This is a genomic window from Lactobacillus sp. XV31L (genome assembly GCF_059900865.1).
In genome coordinates, this window is sequence record NZ_JBWXGC010000001.1 from 208,369 (window position 1) to 230,803 (window position 22,435).

Here is a 22,435-nt window from a genome sequence, read left to right on the forward strand (position 1 = left end):
GTAACCTCTAATTTCCAGCAATTCTTTATGAATGCTTTTAATATTTATTTAATACTAGCTAATTTAGCTTATATGATTAGATATGTCAACAGCTATACCAGCAAAATTGGTCAGGACTGTTAGTTTCACATGAAACAAAAAATCACCACCTTTTTCACGTGGAACAGTCTCTCCCTACCTGCTTTTTCCTAGCACAAAAGAGCCACTCCACAGCGGAGTGACTCTTTTCATTTATAGCTATTATTGTTTGTCAGGTTTGATTTTTAATTAATATCCAAGATGGCAGTACCGTTTAAGTATACATGCTGGCCATCTGCCGTGAACTTAATTGACTTAGTAGCTGGCTTCTTCATCAACAATTTGGCAATTGGCGTCTCAAGGTCTTGTTCAACTACCCGGCGCAGTGGCCGCGCACCAAACTCCTTGTCATACCCCTTGTCAGCCAAGTAAGCCTTAGCTTCTGGTGATACTTCGACTTTAACTTCTTTTTTGGCCAGTACGCGCTCCATCTTCTTCAAGTATAGGTCAATAATCTTACCCATATCAGCCTTGGACAGCGAATTAAATGGAACAATTGCATCCAACCGATTCAAAAATTCAGGTCTAAAGTAAGCTTCAAGTGCATTGACCAGTTTATCATGGTCCACTATGCCCTCTTTGAGGAGCTTATCAGAATATCCTGCATTCGAGGTCATGATTAAAATAGTGTCCTTGAATGAGACGGTCCTTCCTTGTGCATCGGTCAGTCGACCATCATCCATGATCTGAAGCAGGGCATTGAAAACTTGTGGGTTGGCTTTCTCAATTTCGTCAAATAAAATCAAGCTATACGGTTGGTGGCGCACCTTTTCAGTTAACTGTCCACCTTCACCATATCCAACATAGCCAGGAGCCGAACCTATCAACTTGTTGACTGCCATCTGGTCTTGGTATTCGGACATATCAAGCCGGATCAAGTGATTTTCACCGCCAAATAGCTGAATCGCTAATTGCTTGGCAAGTTCTGTCTTACCCACACCGGTTGGACCAGTCAACAAGAAGGTCCCAGTTGGCCGGTCGTTGTCCTTGAAGACTTGCTTGCGCGCAATTGCATCAGTAATAACATCAACTGCGTTATTCTGGTCAATAACCGCCTTCTTTAGTTTAGCGGCTAAGTCTTGATTCTTTTGTCCAGCACTTGCGTGCAGTTCACTCATTGGAATCTTCGTCTTGGCTTCAATCAAAGCATAGATGTCTTGATCGGTAACTCGCGGAGTTGCTGCATCATCAGCATGGTCAACCTTGTCCTGCAGATTTTCAATTTGCTTTTTCAGTTCGTTGGCCTTGCTATAGTCTTCCTGCTTAACCGCATCCTTTTTCTCTTCTTCAAGTTTCTTAATCCGCTTGTTTAAACTAACCACATCTCTTGGTACAGTATCAAGTCCCTTCTTGGCACCAGCCTCATCCATCAAGTCAATGGCCTTGTCTGGTAAATAGCGACCTTGAATGTAGCGCTGAGACAATTCAACCGCCAGGCGTAAAGCGTCGTCACTATATTTAACATGGTGGTAGTCTTCATACTTATTCTTCAAGCCTTTTAGAATCTGAACTGTAACCGCAGCAGAGGGCTCTGGAACTTGCACTGGCTGGAACCGGCGTGCTAAGGCTGAATCATTTTCGATTTTGCGGTATTCACCAGTAGTTGTTGCACCAATGAGGTTTAAGTTGCCATTAGCTAGTGCTGGTTTCAAAATATTGGCAGCATCGCCATTATTATTTTCAGAATCAGTTGAGCCCGCACCAACTATGTTGTGGAGTTCATCAATAAACAAAATAATGTTGGGATCCTTCTTGGCTTTGTCAATCACGCCCTTTAAGCGCTCTTCAAAGCTGCCCCGTAAGCTAGAACCAGCGACCATATCATTAATGTTAACCGCAATGATGTGCTTGTCCTTCATTTTATCCGGCACATCACCTTGCGCTATTTTTTGGGCCAAGCCTTCAACAATTGCCGTCTTCCCAACGCCTGCCGAACCAACTAGAACCGGATTGTTCTTTTTACGTCTGCTCAGAATCTCAATGACTTCTTGAATTTGTTCATCGCGCCCAATTACCGGATCGTACTTGTTCTTCTTGGCTTGCTCAACTAAATCTACGCCAATGGGTTTTTCTTTTGGCGCTTGCTCTGGTACTTGAGCGCCTGGGCGAAACTGTGGTGCAGGATTCATGTTACTTGCATAGTGAATTGGGATCGCCCCCTCATGCTCACTAGAATTACTAAAGAAAGTATCATTTAGTTCCTTAAATAGATTATCAAAATCATTGTCAAAATATGCCATATACAACACCCCTTATTATAGGCTATTAATTTGCAATTAGCACTCGATGGCTTTGAGTGCTAATTGCTTACACTTAATATTATAGCAGGTTATCCACAGAGGGCAATAATTTTGCTTCGATTTTTCCACATTTTTTGATACCTCGATAGTCTCTGTTGACCAACTAAAAAAGCCTTGCTTTACAGGCTCTATGCCTTAATCAAGACTTTTCTTCTTTATTTTTGAAATGATTTAACATGTTCACTCAAGTATTTGGCAGTCAGTCCGCTACCTTTTTCCACAATATCCACAGGACTTCCAGCAGCAACGACTTGGCCACCATGTTCTCCTCCCCGGGGACCCAGGTCAATCATATAGTCGCTGTTGGCCATAATATCTAAATCATGCGTGATCGTGATAATTGTCGCCTTCTGGTCAAGCAGCTTCTGTAAAACTTGTAAAAGCGTACGAACATCCTGAGGGTGAAGTCCCACCGTTGGTTCATCAAAAACAAATAGACTTCCTTTTTGCTGGCGATGGGTATGGCTAGTCAACTTGAGTCTTTGCGCCTCCCCACCCGACAGCGCTGGAGTTGACTCACCTAAATGTAAGTAACCTAGCCCCATATCCTGCAAAGTCGTGACAGTCTGGGTGATTTTAGGCTGATCCGAAAAAAGATGCTGCGTTAAAGCTTCATCAACTGAATAGTCCAGCACGTCTGCAATACTTAAGCCATGCCACTTAACGCGCAATACATCTTCATTATAGCGGCGTCCACCACAGACCGAACATGTTTCAACCATATCGGGAAGGTATTGGATATCAAGCGCAATTACCCCACTACCGCCACAAGCAGGACAGGCTCCCTCCTTATTATTATATGAAAAGTGCGTTGGTCGGTACTTTAATTTCTTTGCTAGGGGCTGCTGCGCAAATAGCTTGCGCAAGTTGTCCATAATGTCGGTGTAGGTCGCAACAGTTGAACGCTGGTTCTTGCCAACAGGAGAAGAATCGACGCTAACCACATTCTTAATCCCACTATTATTTAATCCTTTTACCCAGCTTGGACCCGGATATCCTTCTTTTTGCGCTTTGAGAGCTGGCAATAGCGAATCAAGAATTAAGCTGGTCTTACCAGCTCCTGAAAAGCCTGTAACCGAAGTTAAGCAGCCCAGTGGAATGCGGGCATGGATATTTTTAAGGTTAAAGTGCTTAGTGACAGTTAGCTCCACTTCTCCTCGCTGAAAGAGTTGGTCTTTAGATTTTTGCTTGCGCACATACAAAGGTGCATTGCCCTGTAAGTATGGGCCGATTAGTGAATGCTTATTTTTAATAACTTGAGCTGGTATTCCCTGGGAAATAATTTGCCCGCCTTGACTGCCAGAACCTGGTCCAATTTCAATAATCCAGTCGGCGGCATTGATGATAGCAGTTTCGTGATCAACCACTACTAAAGAATTACCCTGGTTGACTAATTCATGAAACACATCAATTAGTCCGTCAACGTTATCAGGATGAAGTCCAACTGACGGTTCGTCCAACACATACAAAACACCCGTTGTTTCCGTTCGCAATGTTCGCCCTAGTTGAATGCGCTGCAATTCCCCAGTTGACAGAGTTGAAGCTTGCCGGTCTACGCTTAAGTAGTCTAAGCCTAACTTTAAAAGTGGCTTAACTTGATGCAGCAACTCTCCCGTTAGATTTTGTGCCAAGTCTGCCATGTTTTGTGGCATCCAGGTCCGGATTTCTTGCATGTACTTGGACAGTTCACCCAGAGTCAGCTGCTCTGCTTGGATAATATTTTTCCCAGCAACTTCTTGCTGCCAGCGGCTGGGATCAATGCGAAAGCCTTGGCAACGTGGACAAGTACTGAAATGATAAAAGGAGTTAATACGCTCAAGTCCACGCTCTGATTTAGTAGTCTTGCGAGAATTGGCTACGGCATTATAGGCATTTTCATACAGAGCATCTAGATGGTATACCCGACCTGTAGAAGTTGGTAAGTCAATGGGCACTTTACGCTCTTTTCCATGCAAGACAATTTCTTTCTCATCCGTTGTCAAGTCCTTGTACGGTACATCTGTACGCACACCCAATTCACGAGCTATGCGCCACATCCAGTTGCGTCCTGGTATTTGCCATGTGGCAACTGCGCCTTTTTCAAGCGTCTTGTTTTCATCTGCAATGATTTTTTGGTCATCAATCTGTTCGATGGTTCCTACGCCCTGACATTTTTGACACGCACCGTCAGAATTGAAGGCAAAGTCTTCTGCACTGAAAGCATAAAATTGGATGCCACAAGTTGGGCAAGTGATTTGACCCATCTCTTCACCGGTTAAGTCCATTGCCTGGGCAATATCAATGGTTGGTGGTACCCGATGACCATTAGGACAAACGGGTGAACCTAGGCGAGAAAAAATCAAGCGCAAGATATTGAAAACTTCGGTAACCGTTCCTACGGTCGACCGCACCCCTGGGACAGCGGGACGTTGTCGTAATGCAAGTGCTGATGGAATATGCCGCACCTCATCAACTTGTGCCTTGCCCACCTGGCGGCTAATCCGTCTTCTAGTATATGCAGCAAGAGAGTCTAAATAACGGCGCGCTCCTTCAGAATAGAGGATACCCATAGCCAGGCTAGACTTGCCTGAACCACTTAAACCTGAAATAGCTACGAACCGATGCAATGGAATGTCAACGTTAATATTTTTTAAATTATTGACTCGACCTCCAATTACTTCTATCTTGGTTGGCTGTTCTTCATACTTCATCAATGATTGTCCTTTCCTTTATTATGGGGCTTTAACTCCTTATGCGGCCGCTTCAACAAGTACTGCCTGATTGCTTGAATCACCTGCTTGTTTTGGGGCAAGTTTGAATGATCAGCTTGCTTACCAGTCACAGTCATTGCTGTATAGGCTTTAACTTGGTTTTGAAAAATGAACTTGCCTGCAGCAACACTGGTCTCGGGAACAATTCCGTCTGATTCATAATTTTTTCCACCTGATAGCGAATAAACTTTCAAATTTCGCGGCAATTTTGTCCGCTTCTTAATGAATTCTTCCAGCATCTGAGTTCGGTTATTAATATTTTGTTCCGTAAAATTATACGGCGTTCCCAAAGTCATCAGCTGTTTAATCTTGGTATCGTGCTTGTATTGAGCATAATAATTTTCAAGCCAATATGTCCAAATAAGGCCGCCATTGGAATGACCGAAGGCTTTAAAATTGTTAAACTTGTAGTTTTGCATCAATGAGGCAAATGCCACGTCCAGCCAAGCCGCCTGCTTTTTAATATTGGCATAGCCATCCTTATTGTTAGCAAATCCAATAATAATCAGGGGCTCAAAATCATTCTTGCCAATCGAACCACTATAACTCAGTTTTGCTTCACGTGAAACGGTAACTTTTAAAACGCTATGTCGATTTTGCGTTGTCTTGTTAAGCTCATCAATCAACTGGTTGAATCGTTCTGTAGTGGCGCTTGATCCTGGAACCATAATCACTGGTGAAAGAAGCGACTTACTCCGTTCTGCTCTGGCATTGTTATCTTTTTTCATCCAGGAAAAGCTGGGAATGGCCAAGATAGTCATTAAGGCAACCAGCAAGACAAGCCACTTATAGTTAGAATTTTTATTCAAGCTAATCACCTCTTTGGCTATTGTTCAATACTGCTTCAACCTTCTCATTAATCTTGATAATTGGCAACAAGAGAACCAGGTCTAACAAGAAGAGTGCAATAGTGAAGAGCAAGACCTGCCAGCTGCCATTGCTGCCAAAAAATGGAATTAACAACCCTGGTGTACCCTTTAAAATTGGGTACACGCAAACTGGAATAATCTGCAAACTAATGGCAAAAGCAGCTATGGCCATATTAATTAAAGGAATACAAACATAGGGCAATAGAAATACCGGATTCAAAACAAGGGGCAGCCCCACTGCAAAGCCTAAAGGTGAACCAAAGGCAGTAGGCAATAAGTTTAAACGAGCAATAGACGCAATTTCTTTGTTGCTCCGGCGTAAAAGTATGATGACAATCAGGGCTAAGCCAATACTTGCCCCGCCCATTGCACCGTAACTATTAATTAGCGAACTACCCAAATACTTATAGGGCACATGCCATGAACCACCATGTTGCAGCGCATAAGTAAGATTGTCTGCAGTAAAGGCGTTATTAATTTGTCCACTAAGGGAATTTAAAGGAAAGCTAATGCCCAGCCAAGCTAAACAGTTCACCAGTACTGAAAGCAGCAACACTTCAGCCAAGTTATTGGTAGTTTGAATCCGGTTAACCAGCTCCTTAAAGCTGGCCGAATTCAACATTTTGATCTGCAATTCATAGATAATTATTCCTAAAGTTATGCCAATGGCCAGCGCAGTAATTGCAGGCAGAACAGCATCCCTAGTCCGGCGCTGGATCCATTTCGTATGTTCTTCTTGATTAATACAATAATTTTTGCCCAGCCAATGAAATACCTGTCCTACGCCAAAACCCACAATTAGTGCAGCAAAAATTGCATCAAGTTGAAGCAGGCTACTAACAGAAGAATCGTTTTTGCCCGAGCTTGACGCATATGAGCAAAAAAGCATAATCAAAACTGCAGATAAACCTGCCATAGTTGGATCCTTATGGTAAATGCGCGCAGTATAATGTGCCATAAAATAGCTAGCATAAAGACCAAAAACACCGAAAGTGATTTCAACCATTCCACGGCAAACAAAAGAGCCACCATACCAAATTTGGTCAGACATAATTTTATCAAGACCCAAGATATTGTAAATTAGTCCAGAAGGAGAAAAAAATAGGTCACTCAGCAATTTAAAGTATGAGCCAATTACAGCAATTGGCATCAACATAACAAGAGTCCGCTGCGCAGCCCGCAAAAAGGTTGACCGGCGAACCCTAAGCACCACCCTAACTGCTAATTCGGTCATCATCTATCCCCCTATTGCTAACTAGAATATGGTATCATTGCAATTATACATCGTCGACCATTCACTATGAGTGCAACCAGCCTATTTAATCGTAACTTTAAAGGAAAATGGTATAATAGAGGGGATTGTGGAGACGTAAAAAATGAGCAGGGAAAAAATCGAATTAACTGAACAAGTAGAAAAATTAACCGCAAAATACCTTGAAGTAACAGATACTAGCTTAGACGACTTAATTAATCAGGCTCTTAAACGTTATCTCGTTGACCAGTTAGATTCCAACCAGGTTAAGGATGCACTCAAAGAAACTGATGATACCGTTTCAAAATATAGGGGAAAATTGTTCCAAAGCAGCGTTGAGGATTTGCACGAATATTAAAGGTAGTTAAATAAAAGTCTTATCAAAAAAAGAGAGCAGGAATTTCCTGCTCTCTTTATTATTTTGATCAATTAGCCAATCAAGGCAAAAACAAACAATTTACTCTAATGTTTAAATTGATCGCCAGCCAATTCGCGGTAAAAAGTAGCCTTGGTCGTTTGTTCATAAGGAATTAGCCAAATGAAACCAATGCCCAATGTTAACATAGACAAGATGAACCAACCAAGAAAACTAAGGTCAAGAACAAACAACTCCCACTTGTGGCCAGCCATTAAGCGACGACTAGCAGTTATGGCTGTTGTTGCATGTACGCTTTGACCACTTTCAACCATGTCATTTACAATATAAGGCGTTAAAGCATAAGAATATGCTTTAATCCAACCCGGGATAACTAATAACAGGCTCCACAAGCAAACAAAAAGGTAGCTGAAGAGGTAGTTCAAAAACTCAGGAATAAAGCGGCCATCCGTAAAAGTAGAAAAGATTGCCTTAAAAAATGGCAACTTGCGTCCACGGGCAAAATTCAAAAATGTGACAGCCATGCTCAGCATAAAGAAGCCACTCAAAAAGCTCATGCCCGCGTTACCACTTAGTCGTCCACCCCAAAAGCCTGGATCAGCGATTGAAGCAACAAAACTGCTATTTACATGCACTTTGCCTATGTTTTTAAAACCACCAATGATCTCTTTGACTCTAGGACCAAAAATAAGCGCATTGATAATTGTCATCACCAGTGCAACTACAGCAGCCCAGCCCCAGTTGCCCTGCAAACTTTTTTTGGCTTCAAATTTTAATCTTGCTCTATTCATAATTACCCTTCATTACTCTCTTCACTTATTTCTGAATTATATTTTACGCCCACTGCCTGCCACCTTGCAAATAATATACAAGCACATACAAAAAGCCTAGTTCCACCAACTTCGGAACTAAGCTCACACAGTGTTTGTGCCGTCATTACTGACCACATATAGAAAAATTACATTTTCGCTACCGAAGAAAATGAATACATTCCCTATGACGGCACATCAAAATTTTAGCATGCTATGAACTAAAAGACAAGGCTCAACCAATTATATTTTCACTACCCTCTGGGTAACCAAGCAGTCGCACCATAATCCGGTCTATTTGCTTCTTTAACCTTGTAAAGCGGCCATTCTTAGTCTTGTTAGTCTGTATAATAATCATGGTTTTAGCATCGTTGGTAGTGCGCATGAAGGTGTAGTATCCTGCACCAGCACCATTTGCTGTCTTGACCTTAAGATGATTATCATTATAGAGACCACCAGCATAATAATATGGCTGCTCGGCCTGATAAAGAAGTTTACGACTTTTCTTGGACAAAAACCTGCCAGCTAGCAGATAGTGTATTGCCTTGGCCAAGTCCTGGTTGGACATCACAACTGATCCTGCACCTAGTTCACTGCGTGCATCACGCAATGCCGTCTTGTGTTTAACCACATTATAGCGGCCTTGATGAAAGACCATTCCTGGCACTAATTGACTTGCCAAGATCTTGCTTGCTGGCGACCATAAAAATTCGGTACGTTTTAGTCTTAAAGGCTCAACATACGTTTCATGGAATAATTGTTCATAACTTTGGCCGGTAATCTGCGTAATGATCCCACACAAATAAACGTAATTTAGTGAACTGTAATGCCACTTATTCAATAGTTGCGCAGTAAAAACCGTCTTGGCTACATCACTTTGAATGTTATCTTGGTCGGAAACAAAGTGTTTTCGCCCCAACTTTGTACCAGGCATTAGATCAAGCCCAGCAGTCATCGTTAGCAAGTTTTGGATTGTAATTTTTTTGGCACCAGGAACTTCTGGATAAAAACGACTGAGATGGTCTTGCAGGTGCAGCTGGTTAGACTGGATGAGGCGCATCACCATTGCCGCCGTTAAAGACTTTTGCACAGAATTAATCAAATAACTAGTGTCAGTTGTGTTATTTTCAGCATAATCGAGCAGAACTTTTCCGTTCTTGACGACTAAAACTGAACCCTTGATCTTCAAGGCATCAATTTGCTGGCGCACTATTTTTCTTTTAAAACTTCTTTATGATTGCTGGTAGTCGGTGTCCGATCAGTCATACTAACTTCGTAGGGCTTATTCTGCCACTTCTTAGAGTAGAAGTATTTGTGCAAGTTATAGTTATACGGGCCATTAGCCTGGGCCATAAATGGCTTAACGGCTTCATCAACGACAACCCAACCGCGCCAGCCTAAATGAATCGTGTCTTCCATGAAGTACTTCTCACCACCACGCTTGGACAAGTCCTTGATATTGTCAAAGCCTTGACTGGCTAACTGATACTTAATTTTGGAAACAGCTTCTTGGTACATTGTTTGCGACAAGCCTGTGTAATTAGCCCACTTTTGGTTAATTGGCGGAATAACAAATAAGACATTGGTATGCTGCTTAGCAAACTGGTGCAGCATCAACTCAAAATCGCTATATTCCACTGATTTAGTATAGTCAAACTTACGCTGACTCCCCTTCAGTTTGGCCAAATTTTTCTTATTTAGCCGCATCCGATAGAAGCGGTTGTTAATTCCAAAATCATTCGAATTAGTGTGGGTAGCAGCTTGCTTGTCTGCCACCCGGTTAAGTCCCGCAACCGAGTATGTATCGGGCAAAAGCTTAGCCTGGTTATTAATCTTTTGGATTCGATCACGCAGCTGAAATGTACTAAAGAACTTGTCTTCATTATTGAGCATGCGCCGTTGGTTTTCCAGGAGAAAGCGCTGCATACTGGACAATTGCTCGCCCCGCGCAATCGACTTCATCCCATACTTAATCACGCCCTTTACTTCTGGCATCTGCAAAAAGCGCTTAGCCGCGTAACGGTTTGCAATATTGTCCTTTTTGATTCCTAACAAAAAGTTGCAAGCTTGCAAGGGAGAATAATACAAACTAAAAGCATCTGGGTTCTGGCCATATTTGGTGAACCATTGCGGTGAGATAATCACGACCGCTTTCTTGTTTTTTAACTGTTTGGCCGTACCCTGCATCCCTAAAAAATGCGCCAAAGACTGGCTACCAGGACCGCCCAGCAAGAACGGTCGATAGTTACGGTGGTATTTCTTAGCCAATACGCTTGGGTGGAGCGGGTCCATCCGAGACAGCTCGCTTGAGCCGTAGAAAGGCACATAACCATCATCAAAAGCATTCTGCTTCATGCGCGAACCTTTAAAAATGGTTGTTGTCTGTGAATTGGCTGCTTGGTATATCGCATCCTTAGAAAAAGTCCGTTCCCAAGGCAAAAGAAAAATAACCAGTAGCAAAATAATAGCGCATAGAACCGGGCCAAAAATTTGCCACAGCCGGCGTTTATTACTCATTTTCTAAATTTTCCACCTTTGCCACAATCTTGTTTGGCGTGTCCCATTCAGTACGATCAAATTCAGAAACCGGCACATCAATTGCAAATTTTTCCTGCAAGTTGAGCAGCATCTGTACGCTGGCCATTGAATCCATTAAACCATTGGCAAAAATATCTTCATCCATCTTGTCTGATAAATCTTCACCAGTTAAGTCTTGTAAAATAGCTAAAACTTCTTTTTTAATATCCATCGTGAAACCTCTTAAATAAAACTACTTCCTACTTCCAGCCAAACCATAGTTGACTGAGGAAGCCTGAAAAAATTAGAAAACTGAAACAAACAACATTGAAAGTGACAAAGATTGCGAACCCCTTGGTAAACTTGTTGGAAGGCAACCTATCCTTATGTTTCTTTTTAAATCTGATCCAGCAGTCATTGATAATTATTGCCACAGCATGAAAGAGACCATACACAATATAATACCACGTTAAGCCGTGCCAAAAGCCCATTACTAGGAAAAGCAACAAATATGATGCCTGCGATAGCCTAATCGGGTTCTTGAACAGCTTTTTCTTCATTGCGAAGAAGGTAAAGCGCATGTAAATGTAATCTCGGAACCAAAACGATAGGGTCATATGCCAACGGTTCCAGAACTCCTTGATATTTTGTGAGATAAACGGCTTGTTAAAGTTCATTGGCGTATGAATTCCCATAAAGTATGAGATCGCTACTGCAAACAAGGAATAACCCGCAAAGTCAAAGAAGAGGTACATGCTGTAGCAATACATGTATGCTACCAACCACCAAGACAGTTTCAAGCCACCATTGGCAGTTCCAGCAATCAGTGCTGCATCTGTAATTTTAGGCAGCCAATAGGTACCAAAGAACCAGCCCAAGACAAACTTATAAAGAAAGCCCTGGAATAAGTACCGGGTAGCGTGGGCTAAGTCATCGATATACTGGTCACGCTTAGGTGCAGTATCACATTCCTTGGCAAAGCGCCGGTAGCGATCAATTGGTCCTGAAGACAGCGTGGGAAAGAAGAGCAGGAAGCGCAAGTAGGTGCCCAGATTAATGTCTTTGATGGCACCATCACGTACCTCCATAATTACCTGCACGGTTTTAAAGGTAATATAAGAAATGCCCAAAAAGGCTAATACTCCCGGAATCCTCATTTTCGGAAAAGCTATTTTAAACTTGACCAGAGCCAATGGAATGATTGCCAAAATCACTGCCAAGTAAAAGGCCCAGGTTTTGTTTTTACCATTTTTTCGATAATGCAGGTAGCAATATGTGACCAGCAGCTGAAATAGCAGATAAATGATTAGGCTAACGCCCTGCTCCCACTTGTCCCCATCAAAAATAAGGAACAAAAAGACTAGTGAAAAAATCACTTCGTAGACTTTAAACCGGTGGCCAAAGTATAGACCCAAAATAATAGGTATTAACCCAATTATCAGGTAGATAAAGTACTGCGGATTCCCATAGGGCTGCAAGTTAATGAAATTAAAATGCACTACTCGTTAACCTCCTTAATCACGGCCTTAATGTCTACCTTGCCGTTTTGCGAAATAGGCAATTCTTCACGGTAAACAAATCGTTGCGGAATCATATATGGCATCAAGTTTTCTGTCAAGTCAGCACGAATTGCCTTAGTGACTTCGTCTTCTGAGTATTTTTCCAAGACGCCCTTTTTCAGCTTGATTTCCGCCACAATCTGCTTAACCGTATGATCCTTGCCATATTTAGGTGCAGCCACACCGCGATCAACCAGCTTGTTGCGACCAATATAATGGTTGATCTCTTCAAGCTCGATCCGGTAGCCATTAAATTTAATTTGAAAATCGATTCGGCCACGGTAAAAAAGCAAGTCGCCATCAAAAAAGCCTTCATCGCCAGAGCGGTGACTCATATATTGATCGGCCGGGATTTTAAAGAAAGCCTTGGCCGTTTTTTCGGGATTATTCATATAACCCTTTGAAGTACTTGGGCCTGCAATAATAATTTCACCCTCATCAGGCTGGTCACCCTTCGTCTTATCAATAGTAATAGTTGTGTCTGCTTTAACCTTGCCAATAGGCAAACGATCATAATGAGCTAATATTTCAGGCGTAATTTCCACCTGGGTAACTGCAACTGTGGTCTCAGTTGGACCATAAGTGTTATAAACGCGTGCTTGCGGAAACCTCTTCTTCAACATAACCACTTCGCTGTGAGGGAGCTCCTCACCGCAAAAAAGGAAGTGTGACAGATCTGGGTGGTGTTGACTATCAAAAGTCTTATCTAGAAAACACATCTGAGCAAACGAAGGCGTTGATACCCATACATTGAATTGCAATGTTGGCATCGTTTTAAATAGTTGCGCAAAATTTTGCGTCACTTCATGCGGCAGTACCACCAGCTTGCCTGCACCAACTAGTGCCGGATAAAGACTCATAACTGAAAGGTCAAATGAGTATGGTGCTTGCGCCAAAAAACTCGGATGCTGCGGCAAGTCGAAGTCTTCCAATTCCCAATTAATGAAACTAAGCAAGTTATTGTGACTAATTTGTACGCCCTTAGGCTTGCCACTAGTTCCCGAAGTAAAAATAATATAAAAATTATCATCACCAGCAACAAAATTAGCTGGGTCAGGCGAATAATTGCCATTAGCAACTTCACTTGGCCGAACAATTTCAATACCAGTAAGATCAATCTGGGGGAGTTCATCAATCGCTAAAAGCACTTGAGCTTGCGCAACTTCTTGAATCATTACAATCCGTTCGGCATTTGAATAACTGGCAATAGGGATATAAGCATGCCCAGCCTTGACACAGCCTAAAAAGCTAGCAATCATTTCAAAGTTTTGACCGCCCCATATCATCACTGGACTTCCTGGCGCAATTTTTAGATTGGCAATTTTATGAGCCCATGCATCTGAACGTTCTTTAAGATTGCCGTAGGTATTAGTCTGACCCAAATAGTCGTAAGCAATCCGATTGGCATCGTTTAAAGCTATTTCATCAATTTTTTTAATTATATCTTTAATCATCTTGGTTGACCACCTTAAAATTCGTTATAAATAAAGTGAACCGAAGTAAGGCCGCTATATTGATATAAATATATTAACACCATCAAAATACCACAATAAATAAGCGTTGTCAGAACAAACTTACCGACACGTTTGCTACGCGACTCGGCTTTTTCTTTCTTAACCATTAATCTTCATCTCTTTCAGTATCTGTATTGTACTATCGAATTATAACACTGGTATCCCAAACCGGATGCATAAATTTGACTATTTTTTTTCTAAATTTAAATATTTTTTACCGTTATGGCCCCTCATTCAACCTACGACAGGCGCGATAAGCAAAATAAAGCGGAATAAGAATGATGATTGGCACAAGCAAAATTGCAACAATCATTAAAGTAATAAGGTTGGTAACTTTTTCCCACCTCTTGTTTTCCGCAGTTGCTAAAAGATAGCATGCAAATGCAATGGTCAGGATTAGTTCTGCCATAAACCAAAAGGCCAAATCACTTGTTCTGAATACTTGGTATAATCTCAAACAAGCCACGGCCGGCAGTAAGCACAGCCAACCTGAAAATCTAAGCCAAAAGATTATCTTTTGTCGGTATCTTTGTTGATTCATTTTCTTTATCCTGTAAAAAAGGCTATTCTAGACACAACATCTCTAATTGTATCAAAGCACCGTTTATCAGACAATTATGGCAGCTTTGCTTGCATGCTGATTGCCTAGCTTCAACTAGAGTATTTCACCTGCAGCAATTTTGACTACCCAAAAGAGTGCTAAAAGTAATTTTACACATTAGAAGGCCTTTTTTGTAGCAATATCACACTTTTTAATAGGTATTTGCGCTTTTCTTTACCAGTTTTAAAGGAATTCTTTACCCTTTCATAAGGGAATTTACACCTTTACTTCATATTTGAGGTATATCATTCTAAATGTAGTAAGTTATGAAAGCTTACTACATACTCCCACTTTTTATTTCATTCATTCTTACTCCTTCAAAGTAGATGAAAACTAATGGGCCCGCAAATCTTGCGGGCCCTTTTTCATTATTATAAGATTAAGTGAGTATTTATGCTAAGAAAGGTTCATATCAAATGTTTTCACCTGCAATCAAACGTCTGCTTGAAGAAAAGTCAGGCTCATTTATCATTCCAGCTTCTCGTATAGCCTTTGTCGGAGACGACAACCCGCTTTACCATGCGTTTTTAATTTTGACTCGTGTCAAATATTCTAAAATTCCGGTACTCGATCGCAAAAGCCGTGTAGTCGGGCTGCTTAGTTTGGCAATGATTACTGCTAAAATGCTGGAAACTGACGATATTTCGCTCGATCCACTAACCGAACTCAAGGTTAGCGATGTAATGCAAACTAAGTTTGATAAAATCAATTTCGTTCAAACAACGTTAGAAACCCAACTCCATTTACTAGTTGACAATGCCTTCCTCCCTGTCGTTGATGATTATGGTGTTTTTCAAGGGCTACTGACTAGGCGGGAATGGATTAAGTCTTTTAATTTTATTGCTCATAATTTTGAACAAAAGTATCACGTTACGGAAATTAAAAAAGAACAGTAGATTCTCGGTTAATTGACTAAAACTCTCCTATATCACCGTTCAACCTACTAATAATGCCATTACACTAAAGGCAACTATGGCTTGTGCCCCTATAATTATTAAAAGAGCAAGACTGCTTGCTCTTTTTCATAACAGATAACTTTTTGCAGCTTATTTAGACCTATTCTAAACAAACAGGAAAATTAGTGCTAAAATAATACACATTACATTAATATTCTATTTAGGAGGCACTTATCATATGGATTTCAAAAAGCAGTGGAAATTTATCCTCGTACTTGCAATCGGTGCTATTGGGCTTGTGTGTCAATTTGGTCTTCACGCTCCAAGCATCTTTCATATTGGCAGCTTGCAGTTCCCTATTCAAGCAATTTTAATTGACCTGGTCGGAATAGTGATGGCAATTTCCCTGTTAAGCGAGATTGCCAGTGATTTCAAATCTGGTCGCTATGGGGTAGACATCTTGGCAGTTATCGCAGTTGTTTCAACCATCTTGATTGGCGATATATGGGCCGAATGGATGATTTTGGTCATGATGACTGGTGGTGAAACCTTGGAAGATTATGCCACCGGACAAGCAGACAGGGAGCTGCGAGCACTCCTGAGCAACTCTCCAACAATTGCCAACAAGATTGTAGGCAAGGAATTATTATCGGTTGACGTTGAGCAACTAGCTATCGGTGACCATGTGCTGATTAAACCAGGTGAACAGGTGCCTGTAGATGGCAGGGTCGTTAGCGGCGAGTCAAGTTTTGATCAGGCATCATTAACTGGTGAATCAGTTCCCGTCTCCAAAAAGAGCGGTGATGACTTAATGTCTGGCTCAATCAACGGCAGTGAAGCTGTTGAAATGGTAGTAACCAAGAAGTCGAGTGATTCGGAATATCAGACAATTGTAGCTTTAGTTGAATCTTCTCAAGCAAAGCCTGCTAAATTTGTCAAAATGGCAGACCGTTATGCCGTGCCTTTCACCATTATTTCCCTGGTAATAGGAATTGCCGCCTGGTTGCATTCGGGCGATCCGGTTAATTTTGCCGAGGTTATGGTTGTAGCATCGCCTTGTCCTCTTTTAATCGCTGCTCCAGTTGCACTGGTATCTGGCATGAGCTCAATGTCTAAACACCATATCATCGTTAAGTCGGGACCTACTTTGGAAAAATTGGCAACAGCCCAAACCTTTGCTTTTGACAAAACTGGTACACTGACTGAAAACCAATTAGTGATTGATGAAGTGGTTCCAGCCAATGATAGTGGTATTGATAGCAAAATGTTGCAAAGCTATGCAGCCAGCGTTGAGCAGCAATCGAGCCACATCATTGCCAACTCACTTGTCAATGCCATTGATAAGGATCTTTTAAAAGCGGCCAGCAATATCAAGGAAACTACCAGCCAGGGTATTAGTGGCACAGTTGAAGGACACCAAGTGATGGTAGGCAAACTAAGCTTCGTTAGTCCTAAGGAGCCGGCCCCATCCGTCAACTCAACTGCCATTTATGTATCAATTGATGGTCAATATGCGGGTTATATTACCTTTAAGGATCAAGTACGACCAGAAAGTGCGCAAACAATTGCCCGCTTACGCAGACAAACTGAGGCACACATGATGATGCTGACTGGTGACCACCAAGATGTTGCTGACAAAATTGGTAAGGACGTTGGTATCAATGATATTCGCCATAGTCTGCTCCCCGCTGAGAAAATCGCGGCAATTAAGAATGTAGCACCAGAAAGCAGACCAGTAGTTATGACTGGTGATGGTATTAACGATGCGCCTAGTTTATCAGCTGCTGATGTAGGAATTGCAATGGGGGCCAAGGGGGCATCTGCTGCAAGTGAAAGCGCTGATGCTATTATCATGGTCAATGACCTGTCCAAAATTAATGATGCCGTGGCCATTTCTAAGCATACAATGAAGGTGGCCAATGTTGACGTTTTGACAGCTATAACCATCGTAGTAATAATTGAACTAATTGCCTTTACCGGAGTCATCCCTGCTTTCTGGGGAGCTATTTTACAGGAAGTTGTTGATATGATCTCTATCAGCCTAGCACTTCTGGCGAAGACAAAGCCCAAGAATCCTAAGCAAACAGGCATTGCTAATAAAGCCTAATTACTTAGTAAATATAAATAAGCCATGTCACGCGACATGGCTTATTTATATTATTCTAGTTTGATTCCCACAATACATGGGTCACTAATCAATTTTAGCCCAAAAAGCCTAGTGAATTATACAGCATATGAGCAATCATTGAATAGCGCAAGTCCTTCGTAGTGGTGTAAACCCAAGCTAGTACCATGCCCAAAGCCCAGTAAACAAAAATATACTTGCTTAAAGCTGGATCATGAATATAGCCGAATACAAAGCCACTCAAAATTATTCCTAGCCACTTGCTTAAAGGCGAGTCTGCCTCAAAGAAAGTATTAAAAATCAATCCGCGGAAGATGGTTTCTTCAAAAAGTGGCGCGATAATAGCAACCACGGGAATAAAAAACATTCCTGCTTGCCGAGAAATTCCAGTTAAAACTGCTTGATTAGTTGAAGTTGTATTTGGACCCAGCTTAAGCAGAGCTTGAGTTGCGGTACTAGCAACAATTAGTAAGACAAAGCCTATAAATGCAATTAAAAGACGGGAACCATTCCAATGTGGTTTTACATTAAAATTCCAATTATTGCTATGGGCTAGTTGCCGGCGGTAGAGCCAAAATAGCAGTAGCAAAGCAAGAACGGTTATTAAGAGCGTCAATGCAATGTAGGGCCCCATTCCCAAGTGTAGCGCCTTTGCATACTTACCAGGATAAAAGTAAAACCCTTGAACCACCCCATATAGCAAGAAAGCTATAAATATAGCAACAATATTCCCGAGGAAATAAAACAACTTCTTCATTCTTAGTACTCCATTTTCTTAACAATAAGACATGTAACTTAACAATACAAGACATTATTAAAGTATACTATAAATTAGGTATTTTTTGATATTAGTCATATTTTGCATTAGCCCGTGTATTGGCTGATATCCTTTCACACGTTTTTGAAATCAATATTTCCTGGGAAATAAAAAGCACTCTATAACTATGATTTTGTGGATCATCTGCCTATAATATACTTAACAATCCAACCTTAAGAGGCAACTTATGATTAACTTTTATAGAACTTTTGGCCAAAACCAACCATTCATTTATCTTTCATTGCTTTTACTTGCCGTCTTTATCTTGTTTTTGACTTTTTGGTTGAAAGAGCCCCGAAGTTTGCTAAATGGTATCCTCTTTACTTTCTTTCTTATTATGCTAGGCATTTGGCTAACTGTCATTGTCCAATCCACCCAAATCCCGGCATTAACATTGTTATATGAAATACTGCTAGTATTTTTGTTGGGAATTATTAACTTAGTAGTTATCTTTTCATGGCTGTTCTTTTTGGCAAATGCTTATGTTGTATGGAGGCATGAAAGCCATACCCTCTCTAACTTGCTTACATTATTTATTGGTCTCATAATCATACTGGCCTGGGGCATAATTCTGCTTGATCCGTTCAGCAACCTGCCGGCTTGGATCAAAACCCTAACTTATGCACCAGCAGCAATTATTGTTTATCTGCTCTTTGTCGCTTACAATTTTCTTGTCAATTTAGTTCTTTACCAGTTTGTGCCACGCCAATATAAGCAAGATTACTTGATTGTGCTTGGAGCCGGTTTAGCAAATGGTGAAACTGTCACTCCACTTCTTGCAGGACGGATCAACCGCGCTATTGAATTTGCCCAAAAGCAAGTGCTCAAGGGCCAAGCAATGCCAAAGTTAATCATGTCCGGTGGGCGAGGCAATGATGAGAAGGTTCCCGAAGCTCAAGCAATGGCAGAGTATGCGCTTGCTCGCGGTATTGATCCTGCCTACATCTTGCTTGAAACCAAATCAAAAAATACATATCAAAATATGCAATTTTCTGAGCAAATAGCTGCCTTAGACTTTGGTAGCAAAAACTTTCATGCAAAATTCTTTAGCAACAACTACCACATCTTGCGAGCAGCCTTACATGCTAAGGCTACTGGACTTAATGCCAATGGTGTTGGATCTTACACCCGTTTGTACTTTTTGCCTAATGCCATAGTCCGAGAATTTGCTGGGGTACTCCTCATTAGTAAGCGGCGTCACTTGCTAGTCATTTTAGCCATCATCTTATTTTACGCTATTTATGCTGTAATGCAGTTAATTGGGATCAGGCTATGACAGGGCAACTAAGCATACTTTAATCATAAAATTTGCCAAAATTGCCTTCTAGTACCTGTCTTAACTCTAATTAATCTAAGTAACTTATTATCTTCGAGCCCCATATTCGTGGTAAAATATTGATTATTATTTATTAAAAAAAGGAATAGTATATGCTTCAATTAAAAGATTTACGCAAGTCCTACCATGTAGGTGATACCATCACCCATGCGCTTGATGATGTTTCAATTTCGTTTCGCAACCAAGAGTTTGTTGCCATATTAGGTCCCAGTGGTTCTGGCAAAACAACCTTGTTAAATGTTATTGGCGGCCTGGACCGCTATGACACTGGTGACCTAATTATTAATGGTAAGTCTACAGAGAACTTTAAGGATACTGATTGGGATGCTTATCGCAACAACTCTGTGGGATTTGTCTTTCAAAACTATAACTTGATTTCCCACCTAACGATTATTGCTAACGTTGAATTGGGAATGAACTTATCTGGTGTTTCTGCAAGCAAACGGCATCAAAGAGCAGTCGAAGCTCTAACTCAAGTAGGACTAAAGGATCAAATTTCTAAGCGTCCCAACCAGTTGTCAGGTGGGCAAATGCAGCGTGTAGCAATTGCTCGGGCATTAGCAAACGATCCTGACATCTTGCTTTGCGATGAGCCGACAGGTGCACTTGATACTGAAACTTCCGAGCAGATCATGAAGTTAATTAAAAAACTTTCCAATGAACGCCTAGTTATTATGGTGACGCACAATCCTAAGTTGGCCAGTGAATACGCCACCCGCATCGTTAATTTTCAGGATGGCAAAATTCTCAATGATTCTAATCCGTTTACTGCTGATAATGAAGAAGATACATTCAAGCTTAAGCGAACCAAGATGTCATATTGGAACGCAATTAATCTTAGTTTTACCAATATTATGACTAAGAAAGGACGAACAACTCTAACGGCCTTTGCATCCAGCATCGGAATCATCTCAATCGCAATCGTGTTAGCCCTTTCAAACGGCTTTCAAAAGCAGATAGATACAACGATGAGCAAGGCACTAGCCAAATATCCTGTAACAATTATGCAAACTGCTACTGATATGGCCAATGTCAGTCAAAATGCAGATTCAGAAAAAAACGTGAAAAACCGTGGTTACATTATCGCCAAGAAGGATCGTCTGCAACAAGTAACTCACAAAAACAAGATTACCCAAAAATATGTTGATTACGTCAAAAAGATCAACCCAAAATACGCCAATAACATTTCCTACCAAGCTGGCATTAACCTCAACTTGCTAGCAAGAGTAGGTGGTAAAGTCAAACAAGTCCAGTTTTCACCACTGGCAACTGGAACAGGAGAAGGAAAGGAATATGCCCAAATGCAGTTTCAAAGTCCTAGTGCTGCTTTTATGGGGTCTTCCGTCTTCCCTACTGCTCTGACTAAGGATAGAAGCGATGTGGTTAAGAAAAATTACCAGTTACTATCTGGTACCTGGCCAAGCAAGGCAACTGATCTAGTTCTGGTTGTAAACAACAAAAATACGATCAGTACCAATATTTTGAACAATTTAGGCATTAAAAACAGGTCTGGGGAAAAATTGAATTATAGCAAGCTAGTTGGCATGAAATATCGAGTCGTAGCCAATGATAACTATTACCAGCAACTGCCAACTGGAATGTTTGTCCCCCAAAAGCCAAACTCAAAGATGTATGATACCAGCAATATTGAATTGCGTATTGTAAGTGTCATCCGGCCTAAGAGCAATGACTCCATGGCCCTGCTGGCAAATGGAATCGTATACAGCGACCAGCTTGCACAAAAAGTAATTAAGCAAAACAGAAATTCTACAATTGTTAGAGCACAGGAAAAAACTAACCAGAACGTGATGACTGGCCAAAGCATGGATACAAGTGCAAAAAAACAGATGTTGCAATCAGTTGGTGGGTCTACCCTGCCAGCCGGTATCATGATCTACCCTAATAATTTTGATTCTAAAGACAAAGTTGTAGAATACTTGGACAAGTGGAACAAGGGCAGGTCCAAAAAAGAACGGATTATTTACACAGACATGTCCAATGCTGTCACTTCTATTACGGGTAAACTACTAGGAGGGATTACTGCTGTATTGGTAGCTTTTGCCGCAATTTCTTTAGTTACTTCAATGATTATGATTGGTATTTTAACTTACACATCAGTTTTAGAAAGAACAAAGGAAATTGGTATTCTCAAAGCCTTAGGTGCACGTAAGAAAGACATTACTCGTGTCTTTGACGCTGAAACATTCATTTTAGGGATCTTTTCTGGCATTTTGGGAATTATTATTGCGCAACTGTTAGTTTTCCCTATCAATAGTATTCTTTATAATATCACTAACCTAAGCAACGTTGGCCAGCTCAATCCCATGCACGCACTAATTTTAGTTGCTGTTTCAACCATCTTAACGATGATCGGTGGACACCTACCCGCTCGTATGGCAACTAAAAAAGACGCAGCTACAGCCTTACGCAGCGAATAAGTTATCTATTAACCATAAAACTAAAGCCCTAATCAATGTTTCACATGAAACATTGATTAGGGCTTTTAATATCTACATTTATTAAACCATGCTGCCAAAGCAATCGATATGGTTTTCAGAAGAAACAAATTATCAAATTTATCTTAATTTGCTAGTTGACAAATTGGCATATACCAATTTATAATTAGCTTAATGAGA

General features: G+C 41.1%; 18 protein-coding genes. 5 read left to right on the forward strand and 13 right to left on the reverse strand.

What is annotated here, in order from left to right:
• Positions 1–263: 263 nt before the first annotated feature.
• The 4 genes from AC2JF7_RS00970 to AC2JF7_RS00985 all read right to left on the reverse strand — a co-directional run bounded on the left by AC2JF7_RS00970 (position 264) and on the right by AC2JF7_RS00985 (position 7,231).
• Positions 264–2,318, reverse strand: coding sequence for an ATP-dependent Clp protease ATP-binding subunit (locus AC2JF7_RS00970; RefSeq protein WP_500726176.1), 2,055 nt, complete (start codon positions 2,316–2,318; stop codon positions 264–266).
• 215 nt (positions 2,319–2,533) lie between these two features.
• Positions 2,534–5,068 (reverse strand): AAA family ATPase, encoded by a 2,535-nt coding sequence (locus AC2JF7_RS00975; RefSeq protein ID WP_500726178.1) that lies wholly within the window; start codon positions 5,066–5,068, stop codon positions 2,534–2,536.
• Positions 5,068–5,958: an alpha/beta hydrolase gene (locus AC2JF7_RS00980; RefSeq protein ID WP_500726386.1), complete on the reverse strand. Its 891-nt coding sequence runs from the start codon at positions 5,956–5,958 to the stop codon at positions 5,068–5,070. Before AC2JF7_RS00980 ends, AC2JF7_RS00975 begins: the two co-directional genes overlap by 1 nt.
• Positions 5,939–7,231 (reverse strand): PTS sugar transporter subunit IIC, encoded by a 1,293-nt coding sequence (locus AC2JF7_RS00985; RefSeq protein ID WP_500726388.1) that lies wholly within the window; start codon positions 7,229–7,231, stop codon positions 5,939–5,941. The genes AC2JF7_RS00980 and AC2JF7_RS00985 overlap by 20 nt, the downstream gene beginning before the upstream one ends.
• A 142-nt stretch (positions 7,232–7,373) precedes the next feature.
• On the opposite strand from AC2JF7_RS00985, the gene AC2JF7_RS00990 reads away from it, so the two are divergent.
• Positions 7,374–7,607 carry a hypothetical protein gene (locus tag AC2JF7_RS00990; protein ID WP_500726180.1) on the forward strand — a complete coding sequence of 78 codons (234 nt, stop codon included), beginning with the start codon at positions 7,374–7,376 and terminating at the stop codon, positions 7,605–7,607.
• A gap of 104 nt (positions 7,608–7,711) precedes the next feature.
• Here the strand turns inward: AC2JF7_RS00990 and AC2JF7_RS00995 are convergent, their stop codons facing one another.
• The 8 genes from AC2JF7_RS00995 to AC2JF7_RS01030 all read right to left on the reverse strand — a co-directional run bounded on the left by AC2JF7_RS00995 (position 7,712) and on the right by AC2JF7_RS01030 (position 14,433).
• On the reverse strand, positions 7,712–8,416 hold the full coding sequence (locus tag AC2JF7_RS00995; RefSeq protein WP_500726182.1) for a DUF975 family protein: 705 nt from the start codon (positions 8,414–8,416) through the stop codon (positions 7,712–7,714).
• A gap of 253 nt (positions 8,417–8,669) precedes the next feature.
• Entirely contained in the window at positions 8,670–9,644 is a 975-nt protein-coding gene (locus tag AC2JF7_RS01000; RefSeq protein WP_500726184.1) for a serine hydrolase domain-containing protein, read from the reverse strand.
• Positions 9,644–10,951, reverse strand: a complete 1,308-nt coding sequence (gene dltD, locus AC2JF7_RS01005; protein ID WP_500726186.1) for a D-alanyl-lipoteichoic acid biosynthesis protein DltD — start codon at positions 10,949–10,951, stop codon at positions 9,644–9,646. The genes AC2JF7_RS01000 and dltD overlap by 1 nt, the downstream gene beginning before the upstream one ends.
• Complete coding sequence (dltC, locus tag AC2JF7_RS01010) at positions 10,944–11,183, reverse strand: D-alanine--poly(phosphoribitol) ligase subunit DltC (RefSeq protein ID WP_500726188.1); 240 nt, start codon at positions 11,181–11,183, stop codon at positions 10,944–10,946. Before dltC ends, dltD begins: the two co-directional genes overlap by 8 nt.
• A gap of 28 nt (positions 11,184–11,211) precedes the next feature.
• Positions 11,212–12,450, reverse strand: coding sequence for a D-alanyl-lipoteichoic acid biosynthesis protein DltB (gene dltB / locus AC2JF7_RS01015; protein WP_500726189.1), 1,239 nt, complete (start codon positions 12,448–12,450; stop codon positions 11,212–11,214).
• Positions 12,450–13,964, reverse strand: coding sequence for a D-alanine--poly(phosphoribitol) ligase subunit DltA (gene dltA, locus AC2JF7_RS01020; RefSeq protein WP_500726191.1), 1,515 nt, complete (start codon positions 13,962–13,964; stop codon positions 12,450–12,452). Before dltA ends, dltB begins: the two co-directional genes overlap by 1 nt.
• Positions 13,965–13,978: 14 nt before the next feature.
• On the reverse strand, positions 13,979–14,131 hold the full coding sequence (locus AC2JF7_RS01025; RefSeq protein WP_500726192.1) for a teichoic acid D-Ala incorporation-associated protein DltX: 153 nt from the start codon (positions 14,129–14,131) through the stop codon (positions 13,979–13,981).
• Positions 14,132–14,244: 113 nt separating this feature from the next.
• The gene (locus AC2JF7_RS01030) at positions 14,245–14,433 is read right to left on the reverse strand and encodes a hypothetical protein (protein ID WP_500726194.1); all 189 of its coding nucleotides are present in this window, start codon (positions 14,431–14,433) and stop codon (positions 14,245–14,247) included.
• Between the two features lie 608 nt (positions 14,434–15,041).
• On the opposite strand from AC2JF7_RS01030, the gene cbpB reads away from it, so the two are divergent.
• Together cbpB and AC2JF7_RS01040 are read left to right on the forward strand one after the other, a co-directional pair.
• Positions 15,042–15,521 (forward strand): cyclic-di-AMP-binding protein CbpB, encoded by a 480-nt coding sequence (cbpB, locus tag AC2JF7_RS01035; RefSeq protein WP_500726390.1) that lies wholly within the window; start codon positions 15,042–15,044, stop codon positions 15,519–15,521.
• A gap of 238 nt (positions 15,522–15,759) precedes the next feature.
• The gene (locus tag AC2JF7_RS01040) at positions 15,760–17,628 is read left to right on the forward strand and encodes a heavy metal translocating P-type ATPase (RefSeq protein ID WP_500726195.1); all 1,869 of its coding nucleotides are present in this window, start codon (positions 15,760–15,762) and stop codon (positions 17,626–17,628) included.
• 94 nt (positions 17,629–17,722) lie between these two features.
• Here the strand turns inward: AC2JF7_RS01040 and AC2JF7_RS01045 are convergent, their stop codons facing one another.
• Entirely contained in the window at positions 17,723–18,403 is a 681-nt protein-coding gene (locus AC2JF7_RS01045; RefSeq protein ID WP_500726197.1) for a CPBP family intramembrane glutamic endopeptidase, read from the reverse strand.
• Between the two features lie 247 nt (positions 18,404–18,650).
• On the opposite strand from AC2JF7_RS01045, the gene AC2JF7_RS01050 reads away from it, so the two are divergent.
• Both AC2JF7_RS01050 and AC2JF7_RS01055 read left to right on the forward strand, forming a co-directional pair.
• Positions 18,651–19,739, forward strand: coding sequence for a YdcF family protein (locus tag AC2JF7_RS01050; protein WP_500726198.1), 1,089 nt, complete (start codon positions 18,651–18,653; stop codon positions 19,737–19,739).
• Positions 19,740–19,891: 152 nt separating this feature from the next.
• The gene (locus AC2JF7_RS01055; RefSeq protein WP_500726200.1) at positions 19,892–22,237 is read left to right on the forward strand and encodes an ABC transporter ATP-binding protein/permease; all 2,346 of its coding nucleotides are present in this window, start codon (positions 19,892–19,894) and stop codon (positions 22,235–22,237) included.
• The last annotated feature ends 198 nt before the right edge of the window (positions 22,238–22,435 follow it).